We start from the raw sequence: 19588 nt of genomic DNA on the forward strand, positions 1-19588 counted from the left end.
ATCCGACGATCGGTAAGGCCCTGGAAGCGTTGCCAATAACGGCTTCCTGATCATTTTCGGATCATGAAAAAGAATGTCCCGCTGCTTCCCTGAGGCAGCGGGACATTGTTTTTGAAAGGCCGCGCTTTGGCCTGAAGACGCTGATGCGTGAAAAAGGGCAGCCCGAAGGCCGCCCCTGAAGATCAGATCACGAAGCCACTCTGGGCGGCCAGGTTTTTCAAGGCCCGTTCCGGCCGGGCTCCAACGTGGCTGATCACGCTTGCAGCGCACAGGCAGCCGAGTTCGGTGGCTTCCGCGAGCTTGTAATCGCGGGCGAGACCGAACAGGAAACCTGAGGCAAACAGATCGCCGGCACCGGTCAGGTCGACCACATTGTCAACGACCTGCGCGGGAACCTTGACGGTCTCCTCACGGCTGATGGCCATCGCGCCTTCCTTGCCGAGCGTCAGGGCTGTCAGCGCGCCGGACTCCCGTGCCGCATTGACGGCGCTGTCCAGATCCGACGTTTCGTAAAGGGCCTTCAGCTCATGTTCGTTGGCGAACATCAGGTCGACGACGCCGTCGGTCAGGAGAGCCTGGAATTCGCTGCGGTAGCGGTCGACACAGAAGGAGTCGGACAGGGTGATCGCCACCTGGCGGCCGTTGGCATGCGCGATTTCGGCAGCCTTCAGGAACGCCTTCTTGGCGTCTGCCGGATCCCACAGATAACCTTCCATGTAGGTCACGGCAGCGGAGGCGACGACTTCCTCATCGACGTCGGCTGTGCCGAACTCGGTGCACGCGCCGAGGTAAGTGTTCATCGTGCGCTCGCCGTCCGGCGTGATCAGGATCATCGAACGGGCGGTCGGCTTGCCTTCCTGCAGGCGCGACGTGTTGAAATAGACGCCGGTGCCGTTCATGTCGTGATAATAGCTGTCGCCCAGCTCATCCTCGGACACCTTGCCGAAATAGGCAGGGCGCCCGCCGAGCGAGGCAATGCCCGCGGCCGTGTTGCCGGCGCTGCCGCCCGAGACGCGGACAGTCTGCCCCATCTTGTCGAACAGGCGCACCGCTTCGTCGGTATCGATCAGGCGCATGGAGCCTTTGACGAGCTTTTCCTGAAGCAGGAAATCCTCTTCGATATGGGCGAAGACGTCGCAAATGGCATTGCCGATGCACAGGGCATCAAATCTTGTTTCGGTCATGAGTTCCTCTGGTTGTGTCGGGCTGCCGGCCTTAGGAATAGGGGTTGGGACGCAGGGCACGGTTGGCTTCCGGTTCCCTGATCTTGTCCCTGAACGGGCTTGCCCGGTAGACGCCGAGCATCTTCAGCTCGGCACAGAAGAAGGCCAGCTCCTCGAGCGCAAGGGCCACCTTCGGATCTTCCGGATGGCCTTCGATGTCCGCATAGAACATCGACGCGAAAAACTGTCCTTCAAGCTGATAGGATTCCAGCTTTGTCATGTTGACCCCGTTGGTGGCAAATCCCCCCAGCGCCTTGTAGAGCGCGGCCGCAACGTTGCGGACTCGGAAGATGAAGGTCGTGATGACCGGCTGGCCGTTGTGCGCGGCCTCCATCTTGTCGCGCGAGAGAATGACAAAGCGGGTCGTGTTGTGCGCCTCATCCTCCACATCCCGGCGCAGGATGTCCAGACCGTAGATTTCAGCGGCCATTTCCGGCGCCAGAGCGCCAACGCTCGGGTCACCCAGCTCGGCGATCTGCCGGGCGGAACCGGCGGTATCGCCACCGACGACGGCCGTCAGGCCGAGCTCACGGATCACGTTCCGGCACTGGCCAAGGGCATGCACATGGCTTTGCACCTTTTTCAGGTCTTCAATCCTGGCACCTTTGACACCCATGAGCTGGAACCGGATCGGCATGAAATATTCGCCGATGATATGCAGCGTCGATTTGGGCAAAAGGTGGTGAATATCCGCAACGCGGCCCGCGACGGAGTTCTCAATCGGGATCATGGCAAGGTCGGCCGACCCGTCGGCCATGGCGGAGAAACAATCCTCGAAGGTGGCGCAGGGGATGGCTTCATAGTCGGGATAGACGCTGCGGCAGGCCATGTGAGAATTGGCCCCGGTTTCTCCCTGGAACACTATACTTTTTCTGTCGGTCATGTGTCTTTCTGCCTTCCGGCAGTCTTTCGTCAGTTGGTCTGATAGGCCGCCCGGGCTCGTTCCAGATCTTCGGGCGTGTTCACGTCCATCGGCGCGCTGTCGATGACGGAGGCATCAATCCGCATGCCCGCTTCCAGGGCCCGCAACTGTTCCAGCTTTTCACGCTGTTCCAGCGGCGAAGGCGGCAACTGGACGAATTTCGCCAGGGCAGCCCTGCGGTAGGCATAGATGCCGATATGGTGGTAGTACGGGCCGTCACCGTGCGGGGCGACGGCCCTGGTAAAGTACAGCGCGCGATGATGGCCGTGGCCATTGGGCGTGGTGACTGCCTTGACGAAATTCGGATCGTCCCGGAAGGCGGTGTTGGTAAATTCCGTCATGATGGTGCCAAGGTCGACGTCGGCAATGGCAAGCGGCGCGAAGGCTGCCCGGATCGCTTCCGGTGCGATCAGCGGCACATCGCCCTGCACATTCAGGATGACATCGTGCTTTCCGTCCGGGTCGATCAGCCCGGCAGCCTCGTGAATGCGATCGGAACCGGAGGCGTGGTCTGCCCGGGTCATAACTGCCTTGCCGCCGTGATCCTGCACCGCTTCGAAAATGTCCTTGTCGTCACAGGCAACGGCGACCGGACCGATATCCGCATTGTGGGCCTGTTCCAGAACACGCACGATCATGGGTTTTCCGCAAATGTCTGCAAGCGGTTTGCGGGGCAGGCGGGTGGCTGCGAGGCGGGCCGGGATAATCACAAGAGCAGCGGTCAATCGGGTCTCCATGGAGCCGGACGGGCGGAAAAAAATGCGAAAAACACGTGCCGCGTCCGTTTGTCGTATCAGATGCCCTTTTAAAGCTATGGACAGCAAGGTCAAAAAATTTGTAGGTTCCGGCAAATTTCGAAAAGCTGATAGGGTTCGCGGCGACGCTGCGGGCCCGGACGCGTATGAGCTTGGAGCCGGAGAGAATGGATTCCTTCACGCTGAACAAGGCCGCTGGTGCGGTACTTATGGTTCTGATTCTGACTATGGGTGTCGGCATTGTCTCCGACATCATCTTCCATCCGACGATTCCGGGTAAGCCGGGCTATGAGATCGTCGTGGCGTCCGCAGAGGATAGCACCTCTGAAGTGGGCGCTGTTCCGGAAGTCGTTCCGATCTCCGAGCGCCTGATCGAAGCGTCTGCTGAAGACGGGGCCAAAGTGGCCAAGAAATGCGCCGCCTGCCATGACTTCACGCAGGGCGGGGCCAACAAGGTCGGCCCGGCACTTTGGGATGTGGTTGGCCGCAAGCCCGGTGCCCACGAAGGTTTCGGCTATTCTTCCGCAATGACCGCATTCGGCGAAGCGAATCCCGAGTGGACCTACGAAGAACTGGACCACTTCCTGGAGTCGCCGAAGAACTTCATTTCCGGCACCACGATGGGCTTCGCAGGTCTGCGTAAGCCGGAAGACCGGGCTGACATTATTGCTTATCTTCGCGAGCAGTCCGAATCGCCGGCACCGTTGCCGACCGAGTAAAAACGCATCGCCAGCGCGATCGTCATTTGAATGTTGGAGAAGCCGGGTTAATTACCCGGCTTTTTTATTTGATTTATATCAAAAATTAACAAAACTTACGTAGCGTCGTTTGATTGAAGGTGGTGAGATCAGGCAAGGAGCCTATGGGCATCAACTTGGCCAGGAGATTGTTTTCCAAGTCGAATGGAACGTGGGCCGCGTCCATTGTTGCTGCTGTCTGTTTTCTTGCCGGCATCGCCGTGACCGCCCATGTCGGCCAACTGGTCCGCAACGAACTCGTTTCCCAGCACAAACGTCAGGCCGTCGCATTCTTGTCGGAAGCGCGCGCGCGCCTGGAAGGTGAAATCAACCGGACAGTGGCCTATGGGCTCGGAATTCGGGCCTATGTCTCCCAGTTCGTGGAACAGCCCTTCAACATGGAGGACTACAGTGAAATCGCGGCCGAGCTGATCGAGGAAAATCCGTCCATCCGGTCTATCGGTCTGGCGCCCAACAACATTCTGCGCGCGGTTTTTCCTCTGGAGCCCAACCGGGCGGCGATCGGTCTGAATTATCGGATGAACACTGCCCAGTGGCCAGCGATCCGCCAGGCCATGATGACACGCGAGGTCGTGATTGCAGGTCCGCTGGAGCTGGTGCAGGGCGGCAGGGCGCTGTTGATCCGCATTCCCATCTTCCCCGCAAGCTTTGTCGGTCAGCCGCTCAAGGAGCGTAGCTACTGGGGCATTGCCACCCTGGTGGTGGACGAAGAGGGCATGATGACCACGGCCGGCATCTCGGATGTCATGAACGGTCTCTACATCGGTCTTGTGAACAGAAGCGCACTTGCCTCCAACAACATGATTTTCGGCAGCCCGGCCTTGCTGGAAAAGGATCATGTATCGCTGCCGCTTCACCTGCCCGGCGGTCTGGACTGGGAGCTTCTCGGCATTCCGGAACACGGCTGGTCGAGCACCGGCAACCAGGTCTGGATCACCCAGCTCGTCGGCAGTCTCATATCGCTGGTTTTCGGCGCGATGGCGTTTCTGCTGATCAGCGAGGTCTACAAGGTGCGGTCCATGGCGTTGCACGATCCGCTGACAGGCCTGGCCAACCGGCGCCTGCTGGAAGATCGTATGCACCAGCTTGCCGCCATGTGCGAACGCAGTGGCTCGGGCTTCGAGATTTTCTACGTCGACCTGGATGCCTTCAAGCCGGTCAACGACAACTACGGCCACGCCGTTGGAGATCAGCTTCTGATCGAGGTCGGACAGCGGCTGCAGAACCAGACCCGCCAGACCGATACCGTGGCCCGGGTCGGCGGCGACGAGTTCATCGTGCTGACGCCAGGCAACATGCGGCGCCAGGAAAAGGATACCTTTCTCAAAAGGCTCAGTGAACGTGTCACCCAGGCTTTCGACTATTCGGGTGCCAGCATCGATGTGAAGGCCAGTATTGGCACGGCGAGTTATCCCGGCGATGCCGCCACGGTGGAAGACCTGCTAAGGGTCGCCGACGGTAGAATGTACGCGCAAAAGGCCAAGTCGCAGAGAAATTCACAGGATATCCCCGAAGAAGGCCTCCCCCAGACAGGTTAAATTTCTGTCATCTCGACTGCGAGCAGGTGACGCAGGGCCGTCAGGTCCCTACACTGATTCTCTGAACCAGCGATTTGGGTTCGGGAACCGGAAGGGACGGAGAAGCCGATGGTGTTCAATTGGCATGCAGGTAAACGCGCTGCCGCAGCGCTTGTCGTGACCAGTGTGGTGGTGATGTCGGGGATCGGTCCCGGACCGGCCGTAGCTGCTGAACCGGAATGGCACCACGCGGCCGCCCTCAACGGGACACCAAAATACGGTGCCGATGCCAAACATTTCGATTACGTCAATCCGGATGCGCCCAAGGGTGGCACGGTTCGGCTGTCCGCCAGCGGCGGTTTCGACACCTTCAACATTCTGGCGCAGAAGGGCAACATCGCCCCCGGCATCCTGAATATCTACGAAAGCCTGATGGAGCCCTCTCTTGATGAAGAGGACATCAGTGCTCAATACGGTGTTCTGGCCGAAGCGGTCCGTTTTCCCGATGATTACTCCTGGGTCGAATACCGGCTCAATCCCGATGCGAAGTGGCATGACGGCGAGCCGGTGACCGCAGAAGATGTCATCTGGTCGTTCGAAAAGTCGATCGAGCTCGATCCGCAGCGCAAATACTACTTTCAAAACGTCGAGACGGCAGAGGTCGTGGGAGACGGCACCGTGCGTTTCTCCTTCGACGTGAGCGGAAACCGCGAGCTGCCCAAGATCATGGGTCAGTTGACCGTCCTTCCCAAACACTGGTGGGAAGGGACAAATGAAAAGGGCGAAACCCGGGACATTTCCCGGACAACACTCGAGCCGCCGCTTGGCTCCGGCGCTTACAGGATTAGGGAATTTTCTCCCAACCGGCAGGTGATCTACGAACGTGTGCCGGATTATTGGGGCAAGGATCTGCCGATCCGGGTCGGAACCAACAATTTCGATGAAATCCGGTACATCTCCTTCCTGGATGACTCCGTTCAGTTCGAAGCCTTCAAGGGCGACCAGTACGATTTCCACGTCGAGCGCAGTTCCAGCCAATGGGCCAAGCGCTATGACTTCCCCGCCGTCAACGATGGCCGGGTGGTGAAAGAGATCTTTCCCGACAAGTCCTCTGGTGTCATGCAGGGCTTTTTCCTGAACATGCGCCGGGAAAAGTTCCAGAACCCGGATGTGCGCCAGGCGCTCAACTACGCCTATGATTTCGAGACCACCAACGAGATCGTTTCCGCCAATCTTCTCAAGCGGGTCAATTCCTATTTCGCCGGTACGGAACTGGCGTCAAGCGGTCTGCCGCAGGGAAAGGAACTGGAGATTCTGGAAGAAGTGCGGGACATGGTGCCGCCCGAGGTCTTCACGCAGGAATACAAGAACCCTGTAGGCGGCAATCCGCAGAACGTACGCGCCAACCTGCGAGAGGCAGTCAAGCTGCTGCGCAAGGCCGGGTACGAGCTGAAGGATCGCAAGATGGTCGACACGAAGACAGGCGAACAGCTCAGCGTCGAATTTCTCTATCGCGACAAGGCCAGCGAACGCACTCTCCTGCCTTATGCCCAGAACCTGGAAAACATCGGCATCAAGCCCGTCCTGCGCCTGGTCGACACTTCGCAATTCGTCAACCGCGTCCGCAGCCGCGATTTCGATACCGTGGTGCTGGCCATCGGCCAGTCGCTGTCGCCCGGCAACGAGCAGCGGGAGTATTGGGGCTCTGCATCCGCCGACAATGAAAGTTCGGCCAACTATGCCGGCATCAAGAACCCGGCGATCGACAAGCTGATCGACAAGGTCATCTTCGCGAAGGACCGGGAAACCCTGGTGGCTGCCACCCACGCACTCGACCGTGTGTTGTTGTGGAACCACTATGTTGTGCCGCAGTTCTATTCCGACGAAACCCGCACGGCGCGCTGGAACCGTTTCGGCCATCCGCAAAAGATGCCGGAATACAGCACCGGGTTCCCGACCATCTGGTGGTATGACGAGGCGTTGGCCGCCAAGACGGGAGCCGCGAGATGAGCACGAACCTGACGGCCACCCGCCGGCGTTTCCTGCAAATGAGCAGCGCCGCGGCGCTGGCGTCTGCAGCCCCCTGGCCGGTCTCTGCTGCCTTTTCGGCGGAAATCGCGCATCCGGACGGGCCCGTACACGGACTGTCCGTCTTCGGTGATCTGAAATACGGGCCGGACTTTACCCAGTTCGAGTATGTCAACCGACTGGCCCCGCAAGGCGGCACCTTCTCGTTTCAGGCGCCCTACTGGTCCTTCAATCAGAACGTCCTGACGTATAACACCTTCAATTCCTTCATCCTGAAGGGCGACGCACCACCGCGCATGGAGCTGTGTTTCGACACCTTGATGGTGCGAGCCCATGACGAACCGGACGCGGTCTATGGCCTTGTGGCCGAAACGGTCGAAGTGTCGGAAGACGGCAACGTCTTCACCTTCAATCTCAGGCCGGAAGCCAGGTTTCACGACGGCTCCAAACTGACCGCCGAGGACGTCGCCTTTTCGCTGCTGCTGCTGAAGGCCGATGGCCATCCCTTGCTCAGCCAGCCGCTGTCAGCGCTGAAGGACGCGGTCGTTCTGGACGACTATAAGGTCGCGCTGCAGTTCAACGGCACGCAGTCGCGCAATCTGCCTCTCGTTGTAGCGGCAGACTATCCGATCTTCTCCAAGCGCTACTACACCGCCTACGATTTCAAGCAGTCGACGCTGACGCCGCCCTTGTCGTCCGGTCCCTACAAGGTCGGCAAACATGCCGTCGGCCATTATGTCGAATACCACAAGATCGAAAACTACTGGGCAAAGGATCTGCCGGTCCGGGTGGGGCAGTGTAATTTCGCGGTTATCCGGGTGGAGTTCTACCGCGAACGCCAGACGGCCTTCGAAGCCTTCAAGAAGGGCAAGACACTCTACCGGGAGGAATTCACCTCCAAGAACTGGGCAACGGAATACAATTTTCCGGCCGTTGAAGACGGCAAGGTCGTGCGCCGCGAGTTTCCCGACGGCCGTCCGTCAGGCGCTCAGGGCTGGTTCATCAACACCCGGCTCGACAAGTTCAAGGATCCGCGTGTGCGCGAGGCCCTGGGCTATGCCTTCGACTTCGAATGGTCGAACCAGAACCTGTTTTACGGGCTTTATACGAGAACCCAGTCGTTCTTCGAAAACTCCGACATGAAAGCGGAAGGAATGCCCTCGTCTGCGGAGCTTGCGTTGCTTGAGTCCTTCCGCGGTGAGGTGCCGGAGGCCGTCTTCGGCGAAGCCGTGACGCAGCCCGTCAGCGACGGCTCTGGGTATGACCGCAAGCTGCTGAAACGGGCAAGCGAACTGCTGGCCGAGGCCGGCTATACCCGCAAGGGGTCGGATCTCGTCGGCCCTAACGGCAACCCGCTGACGATCGAGTTCCTGAACAACACCGCCGCGTTTGAGCGTATCGTCAATCCGATGATCAAGAACCTGGAACGGCTCGGCATCAAGGCCAGTTTGCGCATTGTCGATCCGGCGCAATATGAAGCCCGTCTCAACGAATACGACTTCGATATTGCCAGCCGCAGGCTGAGCCTGACGCCGACGCTGTCAGACACCATTCGCGAAATGTGGGGCTCGAAGGCCGCATCGGTTCCTGGCACCTACAACACGTCCGGCATTGCCAGCCCCGTCGTCGACGCGCTGATCGACAAGGCCATCGCGGCAACAACTCGGGACGATATGATCACTGCGGCGCGGGCTCTGGACCGGGTGTTGCGGGCCGGGCACTACTGGATCCCGCAATGGTTCAAGAACGTCCACACTGTTGCCATGTGGGATGTCTACGGCTTTCCCGAAGAAACCCCGCGCTACTTCTTCCCTGTCGAAGAACTGTGGTGGACAGACAAGGAAAAGGCGGAAAAGCTCGGCAAAGCCGGGTAATATTTCCAGCGAAACCTCCGGCTCGCTTCAGAAGGCCAAGACAAAAGGGACTGCACACACTCCATGGGCGCCTACATCCTTCGCCGTTTGCTGCTGATGATACCGACGCTGGTCGGGATCATGGCCATCAACTTCGTCATCATCCAGTTTGCGCCAGGTGGTCCGGTCGAGCGGGTCATTGCCCAGTTGCAGGGAACCGACGTTTCGGCAACGTCGCGGATCAGTGGGGGGGGCAGCGACATGCTGAGCGGCGGCAACGATGCCTCGGGAGGAAGCGGCTCAGCCACCGCGGATTCATCCAGCTCGAAATACCGCGGCGCCCAGGGGCTCGACCCTGAGTTCATCAAGGAACTGGAAGCGCAGTTCGGCTTCGACAAGCCGCCGCTGGAACGGTTCCTGAAGATGCTGGGCGACTATGCCCGCTTCGATTTCGGCGAAAGCTATTTTCGCGACATCAAGATCCTCGATCTGATCGCCGAAAAGCTGCCTGTTTCGATTTCTCTCGGCCTGTGGATGACGCTGATTTCCTATGCGGTGTCCATACCGCTCGGCATCCGCAAGGCCGTTTCCGACGGGTCCCGGTTCGATGTCTGGACTTCCGGCGTCATCGTGGTGGCCTATGCCATTCCCGGCTTTCTGTTTGCGGTTCTACTGATTGTGCTTTTTGCCGGCGGCTCCTTCTGGGATATCTTCCCGTTGAGAGGGCTTGTGTCCGACAATTGGGAGCAGCTCTCCTGGCCGGCCCGGATCGCCGACTATTTCTGGCACCTCGCCTTGCCCTTGACGGCCATGGCCCTGTCCGCCTTCGCCACAACCACGCTTTTGACCAAGAACTCGTTCCTGGACGAAATCCGCAAGCAATATGTCATCACGGCACGCGCAAAGGGACTGACCGAAAGCCAGGTGCTTTACGGCCACGTGTTCCGCAATGCCATGCTGATCGTGGTGGCCGGGTTCCCGGGGGCCTTCATCTCGTCCTTCTTTGCCGGCTCGCTGCTCATCGAAACGATCTTCTCGCTCGACGGGCTTGGGCTGCTCAGCTTTGAATCGGTGATCAACCGCGACTACGCGGTGGTCTTTGCAACGCTCTACATCTTCTCGCTCATGGGACTGCTTGTGAACCTCATTTCCGACCTGACCTACACCTGGATCGATCCCCGGATCGACTTCGAAAGCAGGGAGGTCTGATCGATGGCGACCGATACCGATACCGGGAGTGATGCGGGCAGCAGTGGCAGCGACGTCGTCCATTCCGGCCACTCCCGCAAGGCCCGCCTTTCGCCGATCAACCAGAGGCGGCTGGCGAACTTCAAGGCCAACAGACGCGGATACTGGTCGCTCTGGATCTTTCTGGTACTGTTCGTCATGGCCATGCTGGCCGAATTCCTGACCAACGACCGGCCGATCCTGGTCTCCTACAATGGCGAATTGCTGGCGCCGGTCTTTGTCGATTACCCGGAAGAAAAGTTCGGCGGTTTCCTGGCGGTCACCGACTATCGCGATCCGTTCATCCAGGAAGAGATCAACGCCAACGGCTGGATGCTCTGGCCGCCGGTGCGCTATTCCTACCGCTCGGTCAACAATGACATTCCGGTCCCGGCACCCGCGCCTCCCTCCTGGACGATGGACAAGGAAAAGCGCTGCTCGCGCTATCCGCTTGGCGCGGAAGATCCCAATTGCGTCATCGGCAACTGGAACTGGCTGGGTACGGACGATCAGGGCCGGGATGTGCTTGCGCGTCTTGTCTACGGCTTCCGGATTTCCGTGCTGTTCGGCCTGGCGCTGACGCTGGCCTCATCCGTCATCGGCATCGCGGCGGGGGCCGTACAGGGCTATTATGGCGGTTGGACCGACCTTCTGTTTCAGCGCTTCATCGAGATCTGGACGGCGGTACCGACGCTGTATCTCATCCTGATCGTGTCGTCGTTCCTGGTGCCCGGTTTCTGGACCCTGTTCACCATCCTGCTGGCATTCTCCTGGGTGGCGCTGGTCGGCGTCGTGCGGGCGGAATTCCTGCGCGGCCGGAACCTGGAATATATTTCCGCGGCCCGGGCGCTGGGCGTTTCCAATCTGGTGATCATGTGGCGGCACCTGCTTCCCAATGCCATGGTGGCGACACTCACCTTCATGCCGTTCATTCTCAACGGTTCGATTTCCACCCTGACGGCGCTGGATTTCCTTGGCTTCGGTCTGCCTCCGGGCTCGGCATCGCTGGGCGAATTGCTGGCACAGGGCAAGAACAACCTTCAGGCCCCCTGGCTCGGGATCACCGGCTTCATCGTCATTTCCCTGATGTTGAGCCTGCTGATCTTCATCGGCGAAGCCGTGCGCGACGCGTTCGATCCGCGCAAGAGCCTGGGGTGAGGACACCAAGATGACACAAGAAACGCTCGTCTCCGTTGAAGACCTGTCCGTCGCCTTTTCGCAAGGCGGCAGGAAGAACCTTGCCGTCGACCGGATCACCTTCAACATCAAGAAGGGGGAAACGGTCGCGCTGGTTGGCGAAAGCGGCTCCGGAAAATCGGTCACGGCCCAGTCGATCTTGCGCCTTCTGCCTTATCCTGCAGCCTCACATCCCTCCGGCCGTATCCTGATGAACGGTCAGGATCTTCTGGCGATGGAGGAAGCCGAACTGCGCAAGGTGCGCGGCAACGGCATCTCGATGATCTTCCAGGAACCGATGACCTCGCTCAACCCGCTGCACTCGGTGGAAAAGCAGGTTTCGGAAATCCTGAAGATCCACCGGGGCATGAGCGATACCAAGGCACGTGAACGCGTGCTTGAACTGCTCAACCAGGTGGGTATCCGCGAGCCGGAAAAACGTCTCAACTCCTACCCGCATCAGCTTTCCGGCGGTCAGCGCCAACGCGTTATGATCGCCATGTCGCTGGCCAACGAACCGGAACTGTTGATTGCGGATGAGCCGACCACGGCCCTCGACGTGACGGTTCAGGCGCAGATCCTGGAACTCTTGAAGGATCTGCAAAGCCGGCACGGAATGGCGATGCTTTTCATCACCCACGACCTGGGCATCGTGCGCAAGTTTGCCGACCGGGTCTGCGTGATGACCGAGGGCAAGATCGTCGAACAGGGGCCGGTAGCCGATATCTTCGAGCGTCCCCAGCACGTCTATACCAAACACCTTCTCACCGCGGAGCCGAAGGGCCAGCCGCCGGCGACGGACAAGAGCAAGCCGATTGTGGTTCAGGCCGACGATCTGAAGGTGTGGTTCCCGGTCAAACGCGGCCTCCTGCGCAAGACCGTCGACCACATCAAGGCGGTCGACGGCATCGACGTGGAAGTGCGGCAGGGGCAGACACTCGGGATCGTCGGCGAAAGCGGATCGGGCAAGACGACGCTCGGCCTTGCCATCCTGCGCATGATTTCCTCAACCGGCCGGATTGCCTTCAACGGCAACGAAATCCAGAAGAACTCCTGGAAGGAAATGCGGCCGCTGCGCCGGGACATGCAGATTGTCTTTCAGGATCCCTTTGGCGCGCTGAGCCCGCGTATGTCGGTGGCTGACATCGTCGGCGAGGGCCTGCAGGTCCATTTCCCCGGCATCTCCGCCGATGAGCGCGACCGCAAGGTGGCCAAGGCCCTGGAGGAAGTCGGGCTCGATGCTTCCACCCGTCATCGCTATCCGCATGAATTCTCGGGCGGTCAGCGTCAGCGCATCTCCATTGCCCGGGCCATGGTCCTGGAGCCGAAATTCGTCATGCTCGATGAACCGACATCAGCCCTCGACATGAGTGTCCAGGCGCAGGTGGTCGATCTCTTGCGCGATCTGCAGAAGGCGCACGGCCTTGCCTATCTGTTCATCTCCCACGACCTGAAGGTCGTGCGGGCCCTTGCCAACGAGGTCATCGTCATGCGTCAGGGCAAGGTGGTGGAGCAGGGCTCCTCCGAACAGATCTTCGATGCGCCGCAAACGGATTACACCAAGGCCCTGATGGCCGCTGCCTTCCGTCTGGAAGCTGCGCCGGAAGGTGTGGTGAGCGCCTGACTTGAATGGGGGCGGTTGCAATGCGCGCCGCCTCATTCGAACGTGGCGCGGGGCCCGAAGCGTGGCCATGAGCCCAGCGGCGGGCCGCACGGCAAGTCGCGATGACGCCAGCTCAGCGTTCGGGCATCGACCAGTCGTCGGGCTGCTTCTTGCGTTCACGTAGTTTGAGCGCAAGACCGATAGACACACCGACGCCGATCGCGACGGTCAGATCGATCAGAACCGTGAGGATCAAGGTGGTCAAGAGCAGCAGCCGGTCGGCCATCGGCGCGCTCAGATAGGTTTTCCACTTGTGCGGTTCGCTCATGCCCCAGGCTGTCAGGACCAGCAGTGCCGCCATTGCGGGCAAGGCCAGATATCCGGCCAAGGGCGCGGCCACCAGCATGATCAGCAGGATGGTGAGCGCATGCACCAACCCGGAAACGGGTGTTTTGCCACCGGCCCGAACGTTGGTGGCCGTGCGTGCAATGGCGCCCGTGGCGGGCAGGCCACCGAACAGGGAGGACGCGATATTGGCCGTTCCCTGGGCCAGCATTTCGGCATTGGGGCGGTGGCTGCCCTCGATCATCCTGTCGGCAACCATTGCCGACAGAAGCGATTCAACACCGGCCAGAAAGGCAATCACGATGGCGGAGGGAAACAGTTCCACCACCCGCGCAACCGTGACGCTCGGCAGCTCCGGAAACGGCAGCGTGTTGGGCAGCGCGCCAAAGCGCGAGGCAATGGTCTCCACCGGCAGGGTCGCCAGGACCGCAACAAGCGAGGCTGCGGATACCGCGACGATCAGTCCCGGAAAGGCAGGTGCCAGCCGGCGCAGGACAACGATCAGCACCAGTGTGACCAGGGCAAGGATGCTGGCGGCGAGAGACGCGGTATCCCGCGCTTCCCACAGGACGGGAAGCTTCTCCAGGAAGTCCGCCGGAACCTCAGAGATCTGAAGGCCGAAAAAATCCTTGATCTGGCTGGAGGCAATGATGACCGCGATGCCGATGGTAAAACCGTTGACCACGGCCTCCGGCACATAGCGGATCAATCTGCCGATCCGGAAATATCCACCGATCAGAAGCAGGATCCCGGCCATGAATGTGGCCAGAACCAGCCCGTCATAGCCATGGTCGGCAATGACGCCGTAAACCACCACGATGAACGCACCGGTCGGCCCGCCGATCTGTACCCGGCTGCCGCCCAGAAGCGAGATGAAGAAACCGCCGATGATTGCGGTCACCAATCCCTTGGCCGGATCGGCGCCTGATGCGATGGCGATTGCCAGGCTGAGAGGCAGGGCAACCATGGCAACGGTGATCCCGGCGACAAGGTCGGCACGGAAGAGCGGCAGGGAATAATCCTGCAAAGTGGTAACGATCTTGGGGAGCCGCATGCAGGCACCAGAGAAGCAGTGAGGAAGGATGTTCGCACAGTCTTTCGCACTGCATGCCTAAAATCAACTGTTTGTTGAAACCGGTGCGCCGCGGCGCTTGGTCACGGCAGGGATGAACCGGAAAGGACTGAGTTCACAGGGGTTTTTAAATACAACCCTGGAGAGTATTGGCCGTGGGCTCTAGCCGACCCAGCAAGTCGCAAAAAAACCGTTCTTCTCCTGATCCTTGCCAATCGAACGGCGGGTCTTGAAGCCGATCAGACCGTCGGCTCCACCGACATCATGCCCAAGGCCTTCAAGCCTTTGCTGCAGGTTCCGCACGGCACCCCGGGTGGTTTCTTTCATCGGTTTCCAGTCACCGACAAAACCGCTGTTGTTGCCATAGCGGTCTGCCAGATGGCCGACGAAGAGCGCATAGGTGTCACTCTCGTTGTAGTCCTTGATGACGTAGAAATTTTCCGTGGCGATGAAGGCCGGGCCATACCGGCCGGCGGGCAGCAGGATGTTGCCCGGCCGGTTGATTTCATTGGCCGGAAAGGGCTTGCCGCTGACACGTTTGACACCCTCGCGCACAAAGTCGGAAATCTTCTGTCGGTTGTCCGGCCCCTCTCGTGTGCAGGAAATGTTGTCGGGCAGGAACACCTCGTAGCCCCAGTCCCGGTCAGCTATCCAGCCATGGGCCGAAAGGTAATGGGCGATGGAGGCCATGGTGTCGATGTCGGAGGTCCAGATGTTGCGCTTGCCGTCACCGTCGAAATCCACCGCGTATTTCCAGAAGGAGGACGGCAGGAACTGCGGTTGTCCCATAGCGCCGCCCCAGGAGCTTTTCATGCCTTGCCGGGAGACATCGCCATTTTGCAGGATCTTCAGCCCGGCGATCAGCTCGCCTTTGAAGAAGTCAGGCCTCTGGCCCATGAAGGCTTGTGTAGCCAGCACGCGGATCGCGTCATAGGGGATCTTGGCACCGCCATAACCCGATTCCCTTGCCCAGATTGCCAGGATGATCCGGCTTGGGACGCCGTATTTCGCTTCGATCCGTGACAGGACGGCCGCGTGTTTCTGCATCAGCGACCGTCCGCGCGGCACAAGGGCGTTGAACTGGCTGTCCCGGAAATAGCGGCTGGGAGAGCTGAATTCGGCCTGAAAGTTGATCTTGGGCGGGGCGCCCTTGCCGCCGGGGCCGACCAGACCGGGCAGGGAGGTGTCCGGTGTCAGGCCTTTCAGCTCCCTGTCGAGGGTCGCCTGGGAAATGCCCTGCTGGCGTGCCGCCGGAACGACTTCCGACGACAGGAACTGACGGAACTGGGCGTCGTATTGGCCTGCTTCCGCGGGCAGCATGGCAGCGGCAAGGCAGGTCAGGGTCGCAAGAACAAGCTTCGGCAGGCGGCAGATCACATCGGGCTCCCGGATCACGAAAGGTCCGTGCAGCCTAACATGTTCCAGGTCCGCGTCCGACCGTGCTTAGAGGTCTGTCCAAGCCAAATTACGTCCGGCCTGTGTCATCAGCCAGGATTTTTCGAAACGGTACCAGCTACCGCCGCGTCTCTGGTCGTGGTGCCGGGAAATCGGCGTGGCCATGAGGTGGCACATCAGCAGCGTTCCGACAGCGCCATGACCAACGAACAGCACCGGGTCTGCTTCCGGAATGTGGCGCAAGGCGCTTTTGACGCCGTTGACGATCCGGTCCTGGGCATCGATCGCCCGCTCCCAGCCGCGCGCGGAAGTGTGCGGCTCGGCAAAGAAAAGATCGGCGGTCTGCTCGAACTCTTCCGGCGGTAGAAAGCCGGTTGCGCTGCGGTCGTTCTCGTGCAGGAAAGGAAGCGCGCGCTGAAAGACGCCAAGGCGGCCGGCGAAGACCTGAGCGGTTTCAAGTGCCTTCCTTTCCGCGCTGGAGATCACCTGACGGATGTCCTTGGCAAACGGCAGGAAGGTGGCTTTCGTCGCCCGCTCACGCCCCGTCTCCGACAGGCCCCACTCCGGTACGGGAACATCCTGATCGATGAGGACCTCCGGATGGGTCAGGTAGGCACACCAGGTCATCAGAGAGTTCCGTCGAGCCAGCCCTTGATCAGTTCAAAGGCGATGGAGATCGAAGGCGGAATCCTGTGGCCTTCCGGATGCGTGCCGGCCACCATTTGCCGGACTTCCTCCCGGTCGCACCATTTGCAGGCTTCAAGCTCGTCGTCTTCGATGGCGATCTCGAAGGAGGTCGCCCTGCCAATGCAGCCGAGCATCAGATTGGCCGGAAAGGGCCAGGGCTGATTGGCAAGCAGACGGACATCGCCAACCACGATGCCGCTTTCTTCCAGCGTCTCGCGGCGCACGGCCTGTTCGATGGTTTCACCCGGCTCCATGAAACCGGCAAGCGTGGTGTAAATGCCCTCCGCAAGCCGGGCCGGGCGGCCCAGAAGGGCCTTTTCGCCGGTCTCGTCGGTAATCAGCATGATCACGCATGGGTCCGTGCGCGGAAAATGCTGACCGCCACAGGACGGGCAGTCGCGCCGGTACCCGGCTTCAGCCAGTTGGCTCTTTTCACCACAGCGCGAACAGAACTGGTGGGTGCGGTGCCAGTGGATCAGGGCTCTGGCCTGCGCAAGGGCGCCCATGTCCTGCGGTGCGAAGGCATTCTGCAAGGCAAGGGTTCGCAAGTCGATGAGTTGAAGGTCGGTGCGCTCCGCAAGGTCTTCGTCCGTTGCCGGCAGGGCGGTCGCGAACAGCGCCTCTCCGTTTTCCGGGCGCAGGCCCAGGAAGATCATTTCTTCCCGCACAGCCCCAAGCGACAGCGCATCCTCCAGACCGTGCCCGAGGGAAAGGCTCTCTCCGGCCTTGAAGACCAGTGTCCGGTCCGTAGACAGCACGATCCGTGTGTCCGGCTTTTCCAGAAGACTTGCCAGATAAGCGGTGTCGCCACGCCGTGTCGATTGCCGGTCAAGCGTATTGCCGAGGAAACTCATGTCCATGGCCAGGGAACCGGCGGATGTGGCGTGCATGTCAAAGTCCTTGGAAGAGAAAGGGGAGGGAGTTCAAAAGACGCTGGGTCTTCACCTAATGCATTTTGAGGGGCGGAGAAACCGGTTCCCGCCGCTGCTGCCGGTCACATCTGGAATCAGAATAAAACAGGTGCGGGGCAGAAGCGCACTGCTTGGATCCGAAATCCGAATGGATCCGAAATCAGTCGTCGTCACCGGCAAGCGCATCCCGCAGCTTTTCGATCAGGGCTTCCACCTTGTCGTGGGAATACGGCTGCGCCTGCGCAGCTCCCCAGACCGGGCCCGGCCAGGCGGCATCTTCCCGATAACGGCCGATCACGTGGACATGCAGTTGCGACACCTGGTTTCCAAGAGCGCCGACATTGAGTTTTTCACAATCGGTGACGTCACGCAGGACCTGGCTGGCCAGAGCGATTTCACGCATCAACTGCATCTGATCCGCTTCTTCCAGGTCGATGATCTCGACCAGATCCGACTTGCGCGGAATGAGCAGCAACCAGGGATAATTGGCGTCTTTCAGCAGGCGGACGGTGCACAGCGTCAGGTCGGTGACGAAGTAACTGTCGCCTTCGAGGCGGGGATTGAGGGCAAAGGATGACATGAAACGACTCCGGGCAGAATTTCCCGAAGGCTACACGCTTCGTGCCGGGTTTGGGAGTGTGATTTCCCGGCGAACAAAAAACCGTGTTGCCCCCTTGCCAAACCCCATCGTTCTTCTGATATAAGGCCCTCGGGAGGTTGGTGGTGGACGAGCCACTCGCCAACCGGGTCAGGTCCGGAAGGAAGCAGCCCTAACGAGCCTCGGCACGGGTCATCGTGCCAGCCTCCCACCCTATTCAAAGTCTCAAGCTTTGCCAAAAAGCACCGCTGGTTCGCCGCGGTGCTTTTTTGTTGTCCAAGGTGCGGTCCGCTTCGTTTCAGACCGACAAGTTGACAAAAAGGTACATTGGTACCAAAATAACATCATGCAAAAATCAATTGAACGCGTTCAGACCGGTGTGCGTCTGGAAAAGCGGCTGCTCAAGGTCCTCAAGGGCCTGGCCGAACATCTGGACATCAGCCTTGGCGACCTGATCGAGGGCATGGCGCTGCATGCCTTTGAAAACAAACCGCCCTTTTCGGATGAAACGCTGGACAAGATCCGCCAGCTCAAGAGCGTCTACGATCTGGATCTAAGCGCGGTCGACAGCCACAAACTGAGGGATGAAACGGATGCCGGAGCTTAGGGACTACGCAGAGCTTGCCACCCGGTTCGAAGCCGGACGGCTGGATGCGAAAGGCTTCAGCCACGTGGATCATATCGGCGTGGCCTGTCAGATGCTGCAGCAATACGAGTTTCTCGATGCAGCCTGCCGATATGGCAACGCGCTGCGCGGTCTTGCGGCCAGGGCAGGAGTTCCGGAAAAATTCAACACGACCATTACCCTGGCTTTCCTTGGCATCCTGTCGGAGCGAATGGCCGAGACGCCGCACGAAACCTTCGGCGAGTTCCTTGCGAAGAACCCTGACCTCAGCTCACAGGCACTTATGGCGACGTGGTATTCGGATGCGCGGCTCGGGTCGGAAAGCGCACGGCACAGGTTTCTGTTGCCGGACCGATATAATGGCTGAACCAAATCGGCGGCTAGCGGCGCTTTTTGCCGAGACGTTTGGCGTTGGCACGCACGCGCTTGGCAAACGGCCGCACACTTTTGGCGACGACCGATCGGCCTAAACCTGTTGAAACCCGGCTTGTAGTAGACAGAGATTGCCGACCCAGCCAGAAGCGCTGAACCGATTTCATTCCGTTGCGCATCAGTTCCGCATTCAGCGCAAGTGCGCTTTCCGTGGCAGCGGCTGTCTTTTCGCTGACCATTCGATGCAGTTCCGGATTTGAGTTCAACGTGCCTGCCTGCAGGCTCGCGGCCCAGTTCTGGCTGCGCAGCGCGATGACGACAGGGGCCTGGAACCACAGGCTGAACAGGTCGTTCGAGAGTTTTCCAGACATATCGTCTCCGGTGTGAAAACCGGCGGGAAATCACGACCGGTAGTGACTCAATGCGCACCTGTGGCAAAAGGTTCCCCCCGGGCGATGCGATCTGTTGCCGGACAACGCACAAAAACTTTCAAAAGCCCGTCCCACTTTTCAAAAAAATGG

Annotated in this window: 18 protein-coding genes and 1 other RNA gene; 10 read left to right on the plus strand and 9 right to left on the minus strand. The window is 59.9% G+C overall.

Annotation, left to right across the window (positions count from 1 at the left end; translation table 11 throughout):
• Nucleotides 1-182 precede the first annotated feature (182 nt).
• Genes SIAM614_RS13995 through SIAM614_RS14005 form a run of 3 tightly spaced genes read right to left on the minus strand, consistent with a single transcriptional unit; the run spans nucleotide 183 to nucleotide 2882 of the window.
• Nucleotides 183-1184: an adenosine kinase gene (locus SIAM614_RS13995; RefSeq protein WP_006935435.1), complete on the minus strand. Its 1002-nt coding sequence runs from the start codon at nucleotides 1182-1184 to the stop codon at nucleotides 183-185.
• A gap of 31 nt (nucleotides 1185-1215) precedes the next feature.
• On the minus strand, nucleotides 1216-2106 hold the full coding sequence (locus tag SIAM614_RS14000; protein ID WP_040440224.1) for a prephenate dehydratase: 891 nt from the start codon (nucleotides 2104-2106) through the stop codon (nucleotides 1216-1218).
• Between the two features lie 29 nt (nucleotides 2107-2135).
• The gene (locus tag SIAM614_RS14005; RefSeq protein ID WP_006935437.1) at nucleotides 2136-2882 is read right to left on the minus strand and encodes a 3-deoxy-manno-octulosonate cytidylyltransferase; all 747 of its coding nucleotides are present in this window, start codon (nucleotides 2880-2882) and stop codon (nucleotides 2136-2138) included.
• 185 nt (nucleotides 2883-3067) lie between these two features.
• Here SIAM614_RS14005 and SIAM614_RS14010 point away from each other — a divergent pair, with 185 nt between their 5' ends.
• The 7 genes from SIAM614_RS14010 to SIAM614_RS14040 all read left to right on the plus strand — a co-directional run bounded on the left by SIAM614_RS14010 (nucleotide 3068) and on the right by SIAM614_RS14040 (nucleotide 13083).
• Nucleotides 3068-3619 carry a c-type cytochrome gene (locus SIAM614_RS14010; protein WP_040440227.1) on the plus strand — a complete coding sequence of 184 codons (552 nt, stop codon included), beginning with the start codon at nucleotides 3068-3070 and terminating at the stop codon, nucleotides 3617-3619.
• Between the two features lie 155 nt (nucleotides 3620-3774).
• A complete protein-coding gene (locus tag SIAM614_RS14015; protein ID WP_208983988.1) occupies nucleotides 3775-5196 on the plus strand; it encodes a diguanylate cyclase domain-containing protein in 1422 nt (473 codons plus the stop codon).
• A gap of 108 nt (nucleotides 5197-5304) precedes the next feature.
• The gene (locus SIAM614_RS14020; protein WP_006935440.1) at nucleotides 5305-7185 is read left to right on the plus strand and encodes an extracellular solute-binding protein; all 1881 of its coding nucleotides are present in this window, start codon (nucleotides 5305-5307) and stop codon (nucleotides 7183-7185) included.
• Nucleotides 7182-9077 carry an extracellular solute-binding protein gene (locus SIAM614_RS14025; protein WP_006935441.1) on the plus strand — a complete coding sequence of 632 codons (1896 nt, stop codon included), beginning with the start codon at nucleotides 7182-7184 and terminating at the stop codon, nucleotides 9075-9077. Before SIAM614_RS14020 ends, SIAM614_RS14025 begins: the two co-directional genes overlap by 4 nt.
• A gap of 63 nt (nucleotides 9078-9140) precedes the next feature.
• Nucleotides 9141-10265 (plus strand): microcin C ABC transporter permease YejB, encoded by a 1125-nt coding sequence (locus SIAM614_RS14030; protein ID WP_006935442.1) that lies wholly within the window; start codon nucleotides 9141-9143, stop codon nucleotides 10263-10265.
• A gap of 3 nt (nucleotides 10266-10268) precedes the next feature.
• On the plus strand, nucleotides 10269-11441 hold the full coding sequence (locus SIAM614_RS14035) for an ABC transporter permease (protein WP_006935443.1): 1173 nt from the start codon (nucleotides 10269-10271) through the stop codon (nucleotides 11439-11441).
• 10 nt (nucleotides 11442-11451) lie between these two features.
• On the plus strand, nucleotides 11452-13083 hold the full coding sequence (locus tag SIAM614_RS14040; protein WP_006935444.1) for an ABC transporter ATP-binding protein: 1632 nt from the start codon (nucleotides 11452-11454) through the stop codon (nucleotides 13081-13083).
• Nucleotides 13084-13195: 112 nt separating this feature from the next.
• Here SIAM614_RS14040 and SIAM614_RS14045 read toward each other — a convergent pair whose 3' ends face one another.
• The 5 genes from SIAM614_RS14045 to SIAM614_RS14065 all read right to left on the minus strand — a co-directional run bounded on the left by SIAM614_RS14045 (nucleotide 13196) and on the right by SIAM614_RS14065 (nucleotide 18052).
• On the minus strand, nucleotides 13196-14461 hold the full coding sequence (locus SIAM614_RS14045; RefSeq protein ID WP_006935445.1) for a SulP family inorganic anion transporter: 1266 nt from the start codon (nucleotides 14459-14461) through the stop codon (nucleotides 13196-13198).
• Between the two features lie 180 nt (nucleotides 14462-14641).
• Nucleotides 14642-15799, minus strand: a complete 1158-nt coding sequence (locus tag SIAM614_RS14050; RefSeq protein WP_050789395.1) for a lytic murein transglycosylase — start codon at nucleotides 15797-15799, stop codon at nucleotides 14642-14644.
• Between the two features lie 123 nt (nucleotides 15800-15922).
• Nucleotides 15923-16501: a histidine phosphatase family protein gene (locus SIAM614_RS14055; RefSeq protein ID WP_006935448.1), complete on the minus strand. Its 579-nt coding sequence runs from the start codon at nucleotides 16499-16501 to the stop codon at nucleotides 15923-15925.
• Nucleotides 16501-17451: an NAD(+) diphosphatase gene (gene nudC, locus SIAM614_RS14060; protein WP_006935449.1), complete on the minus strand. Its 951-nt coding sequence runs from the start codon at nucleotides 17449-17451 to the stop codon at nucleotides 16501-16503. The genes SIAM614_RS14055 and nudC overlap by 1 nt, the downstream gene beginning before the upstream one ends.
• A 181-nt stretch (nucleotides 17452-17632) precedes the next feature.
• Nucleotides 17633-18052 (minus strand): HIT domain-containing protein, encoded by a 420-nt coding sequence (locus SIAM614_RS14065; protein WP_006935450.1) that lies wholly within the window; start codon nucleotides 18050-18052, stop codon nucleotides 17633-17635.
• Between the two features lie 132 nt (nucleotides 18053-18184).
• Here SIAM614_RS14065 and ffs point away from each other — a divergent pair.
• The 3 genes from ffs to SIAM614_RS14075 all read left to right on the plus strand — a co-directional run bounded on the left by ffs (nucleotide 18185) and on the right by SIAM614_RS14075 (nucleotide 19062).
• An RNA gene (ffs, locus tag SIAM614_RS31215) (signal recognition particle sRNA small type) lies at nucleotides 18185-18282 on the plus strand.
• A gap of 134 nt (nucleotides 18283-18416) precedes the next feature.
• On the plus strand, nucleotides 18417-18677 hold the full coding sequence (locus SIAM614_RS14070) for a hypothetical protein (RefSeq protein WP_006935451.1): 261 nt from the start codon (nucleotides 18417-18419) through the stop codon (nucleotides 18675-18677).
• Nucleotides 18664-19062: a hypothetical protein gene (locus SIAM614_RS14075; protein WP_006935452.1), complete on the plus strand. Its 399-nt coding sequence runs from the start codon at nucleotides 18664-18666 to the stop codon at nucleotides 19060-19062. Before SIAM614_RS14070 ends, SIAM614_RS14075 begins: the two co-directional genes overlap by 14 nt.
• A 13-nt stretch (nucleotides 19063-19075) precedes the next feature.
• Here SIAM614_RS14075 and SIAM614_RS14080 read toward each other — a convergent pair whose 3' ends face one another.
• The gene (locus SIAM614_RS14080) at nucleotides 19076-19438 is read right to left on the minus strand and encodes a hypothetical protein (protein WP_006935453.1); all 363 of its coding nucleotides are present in this window, start codon (nucleotides 19436-19438) and stop codon (nucleotides 19076-19078) included.
• Nucleotides 19439-19588: the final 150 nt, after the last annotated feature.

This window comes from Roseibium aggregatum IAM 12614 (assembly GCF_000168975.1).
GTDB classification, from domain to species: Bacteria; Pseudomonadota; Alphaproteobacteria; order Rhizobiales; family Stappiaceae; genus Roseibium; species Roseibium aggregatum.

Bases quoted from the DNA above. Each gene is read 5' to 3' on its own strand.
- SIAM614_RS13995 (WP_006935435.1), bottom strand. From the start codon at position 1,184: ATGACCGAAACAAGATTTGATGCCCTGTGCATCGGCAATGCCATTTGC.
- SIAM614_RS14000 (WP_040440224.1), bottom strand. From the start codon at position 2,106: ATGACCGACAGAAAAAGTATAGTGTTCCAGGGAGAAACCGGGGCCAAT.
- SIAM614_RS14005 (WP_006935437.1), bottom strand. From the start codon at position 2,882: ATGGAGACCCGATTGACCGCTGCTCTTGTGATTATCCCGGCCCGCCTC.
- SIAM614_RS14010 (WP_040440227.1), top strand. From the start codon at position 3,068: ATGGATTCCTTCACGCTGAACAAGGCCGCTGGTGCGGTACTTATGGTT.
- SIAM614_RS14020 (WP_006935440.1), top strand. From the start codon at position 5,305: ATGGTGTTCAATTGGCATGCAGGTAAACGCGCTGCCGCAGCGCTTGTC.
- SIAM614_RS14025 (WP_006935441.1), top strand. From the start codon at position 7,182: ATGAGCACGAACCTGACGGCCACCCGCCGGCGTTTCCTGCAAATGAGC.
- SIAM614_RS14030 (WP_006935442.1), top strand. From the start codon at position 9,141: ATGGGCGCCTACATCCTTCGCCGTTTGCTGCTGATGATACCGACGCTG.
- SIAM614_RS14035 (WP_006935443.1), top strand. From the start codon at position 10,269: ATGGCGACCGATACCGATACCGGGAGTGATGCGGGCAGCAGTGGCAGC.
- SIAM614_RS14040 (WP_006935444.1), top strand. From the start codon at position 11,452: ATGACACAAGAAACGCTCGTCTCCGTTGAAGACCTGTCCGTCGCCTTT.
- SIAM614_RS14045 (WP_006935445.1), bottom strand. From the start codon at position 14,461: ATGCGGCTCCCCAAGATCGTTACCACTTTGCAGGATTATTCCCTGCCG.
- SIAM614_RS14050 (WP_050789395.1), bottom strand. From the start codon at position 15,799: ATGCTGCCCGCGGAAGCAGGCCAATACGACGCCCAGTTCCGTCAGTTC.
- SIAM614_RS14055 (WP_006935448.1), bottom strand. From the start codon at position 16,501: ATGACCTGGTGTGCCTACCTGACCCATCCGGAGGTCCTCATCGATCAG.
- nudC (WP_006935449.1), bottom strand. From the start codon at position 17,451: ATGCACGCCACATCCGCCGGTTCCCTGGCCATGGACATGAGTTTCCTC.
- SIAM614_RS14065 (WP_006935450.1), bottom strand. From the start codon at position 18,052: ATGTCATCCTTTGCCCTCAATCCCCGCCTCGAAGGCGACAGTTACTTC.
- SIAM614_RS14070 (WP_006935451.1), top strand. From the start codon at position 18,417: ATGCAAAAATCAATTGAACGCGTTCAGACCGGTGTGCGTCTGGAAAAG.
- SIAM614_RS14075 (WP_006935452.1), top strand. From the start codon at position 18,664: ATGCCGGAGCTTAGGGACTACGCAGAGCTTGCCACCCGGTTCGAAGCC.
- SIAM614_RS14080 (WP_006935453.1), bottom strand. From the start codon at position 19,438: ATGTCTGGAAAACTCTCGAACGACCTGTTCAGCCTGTGGTTCCAGGCC.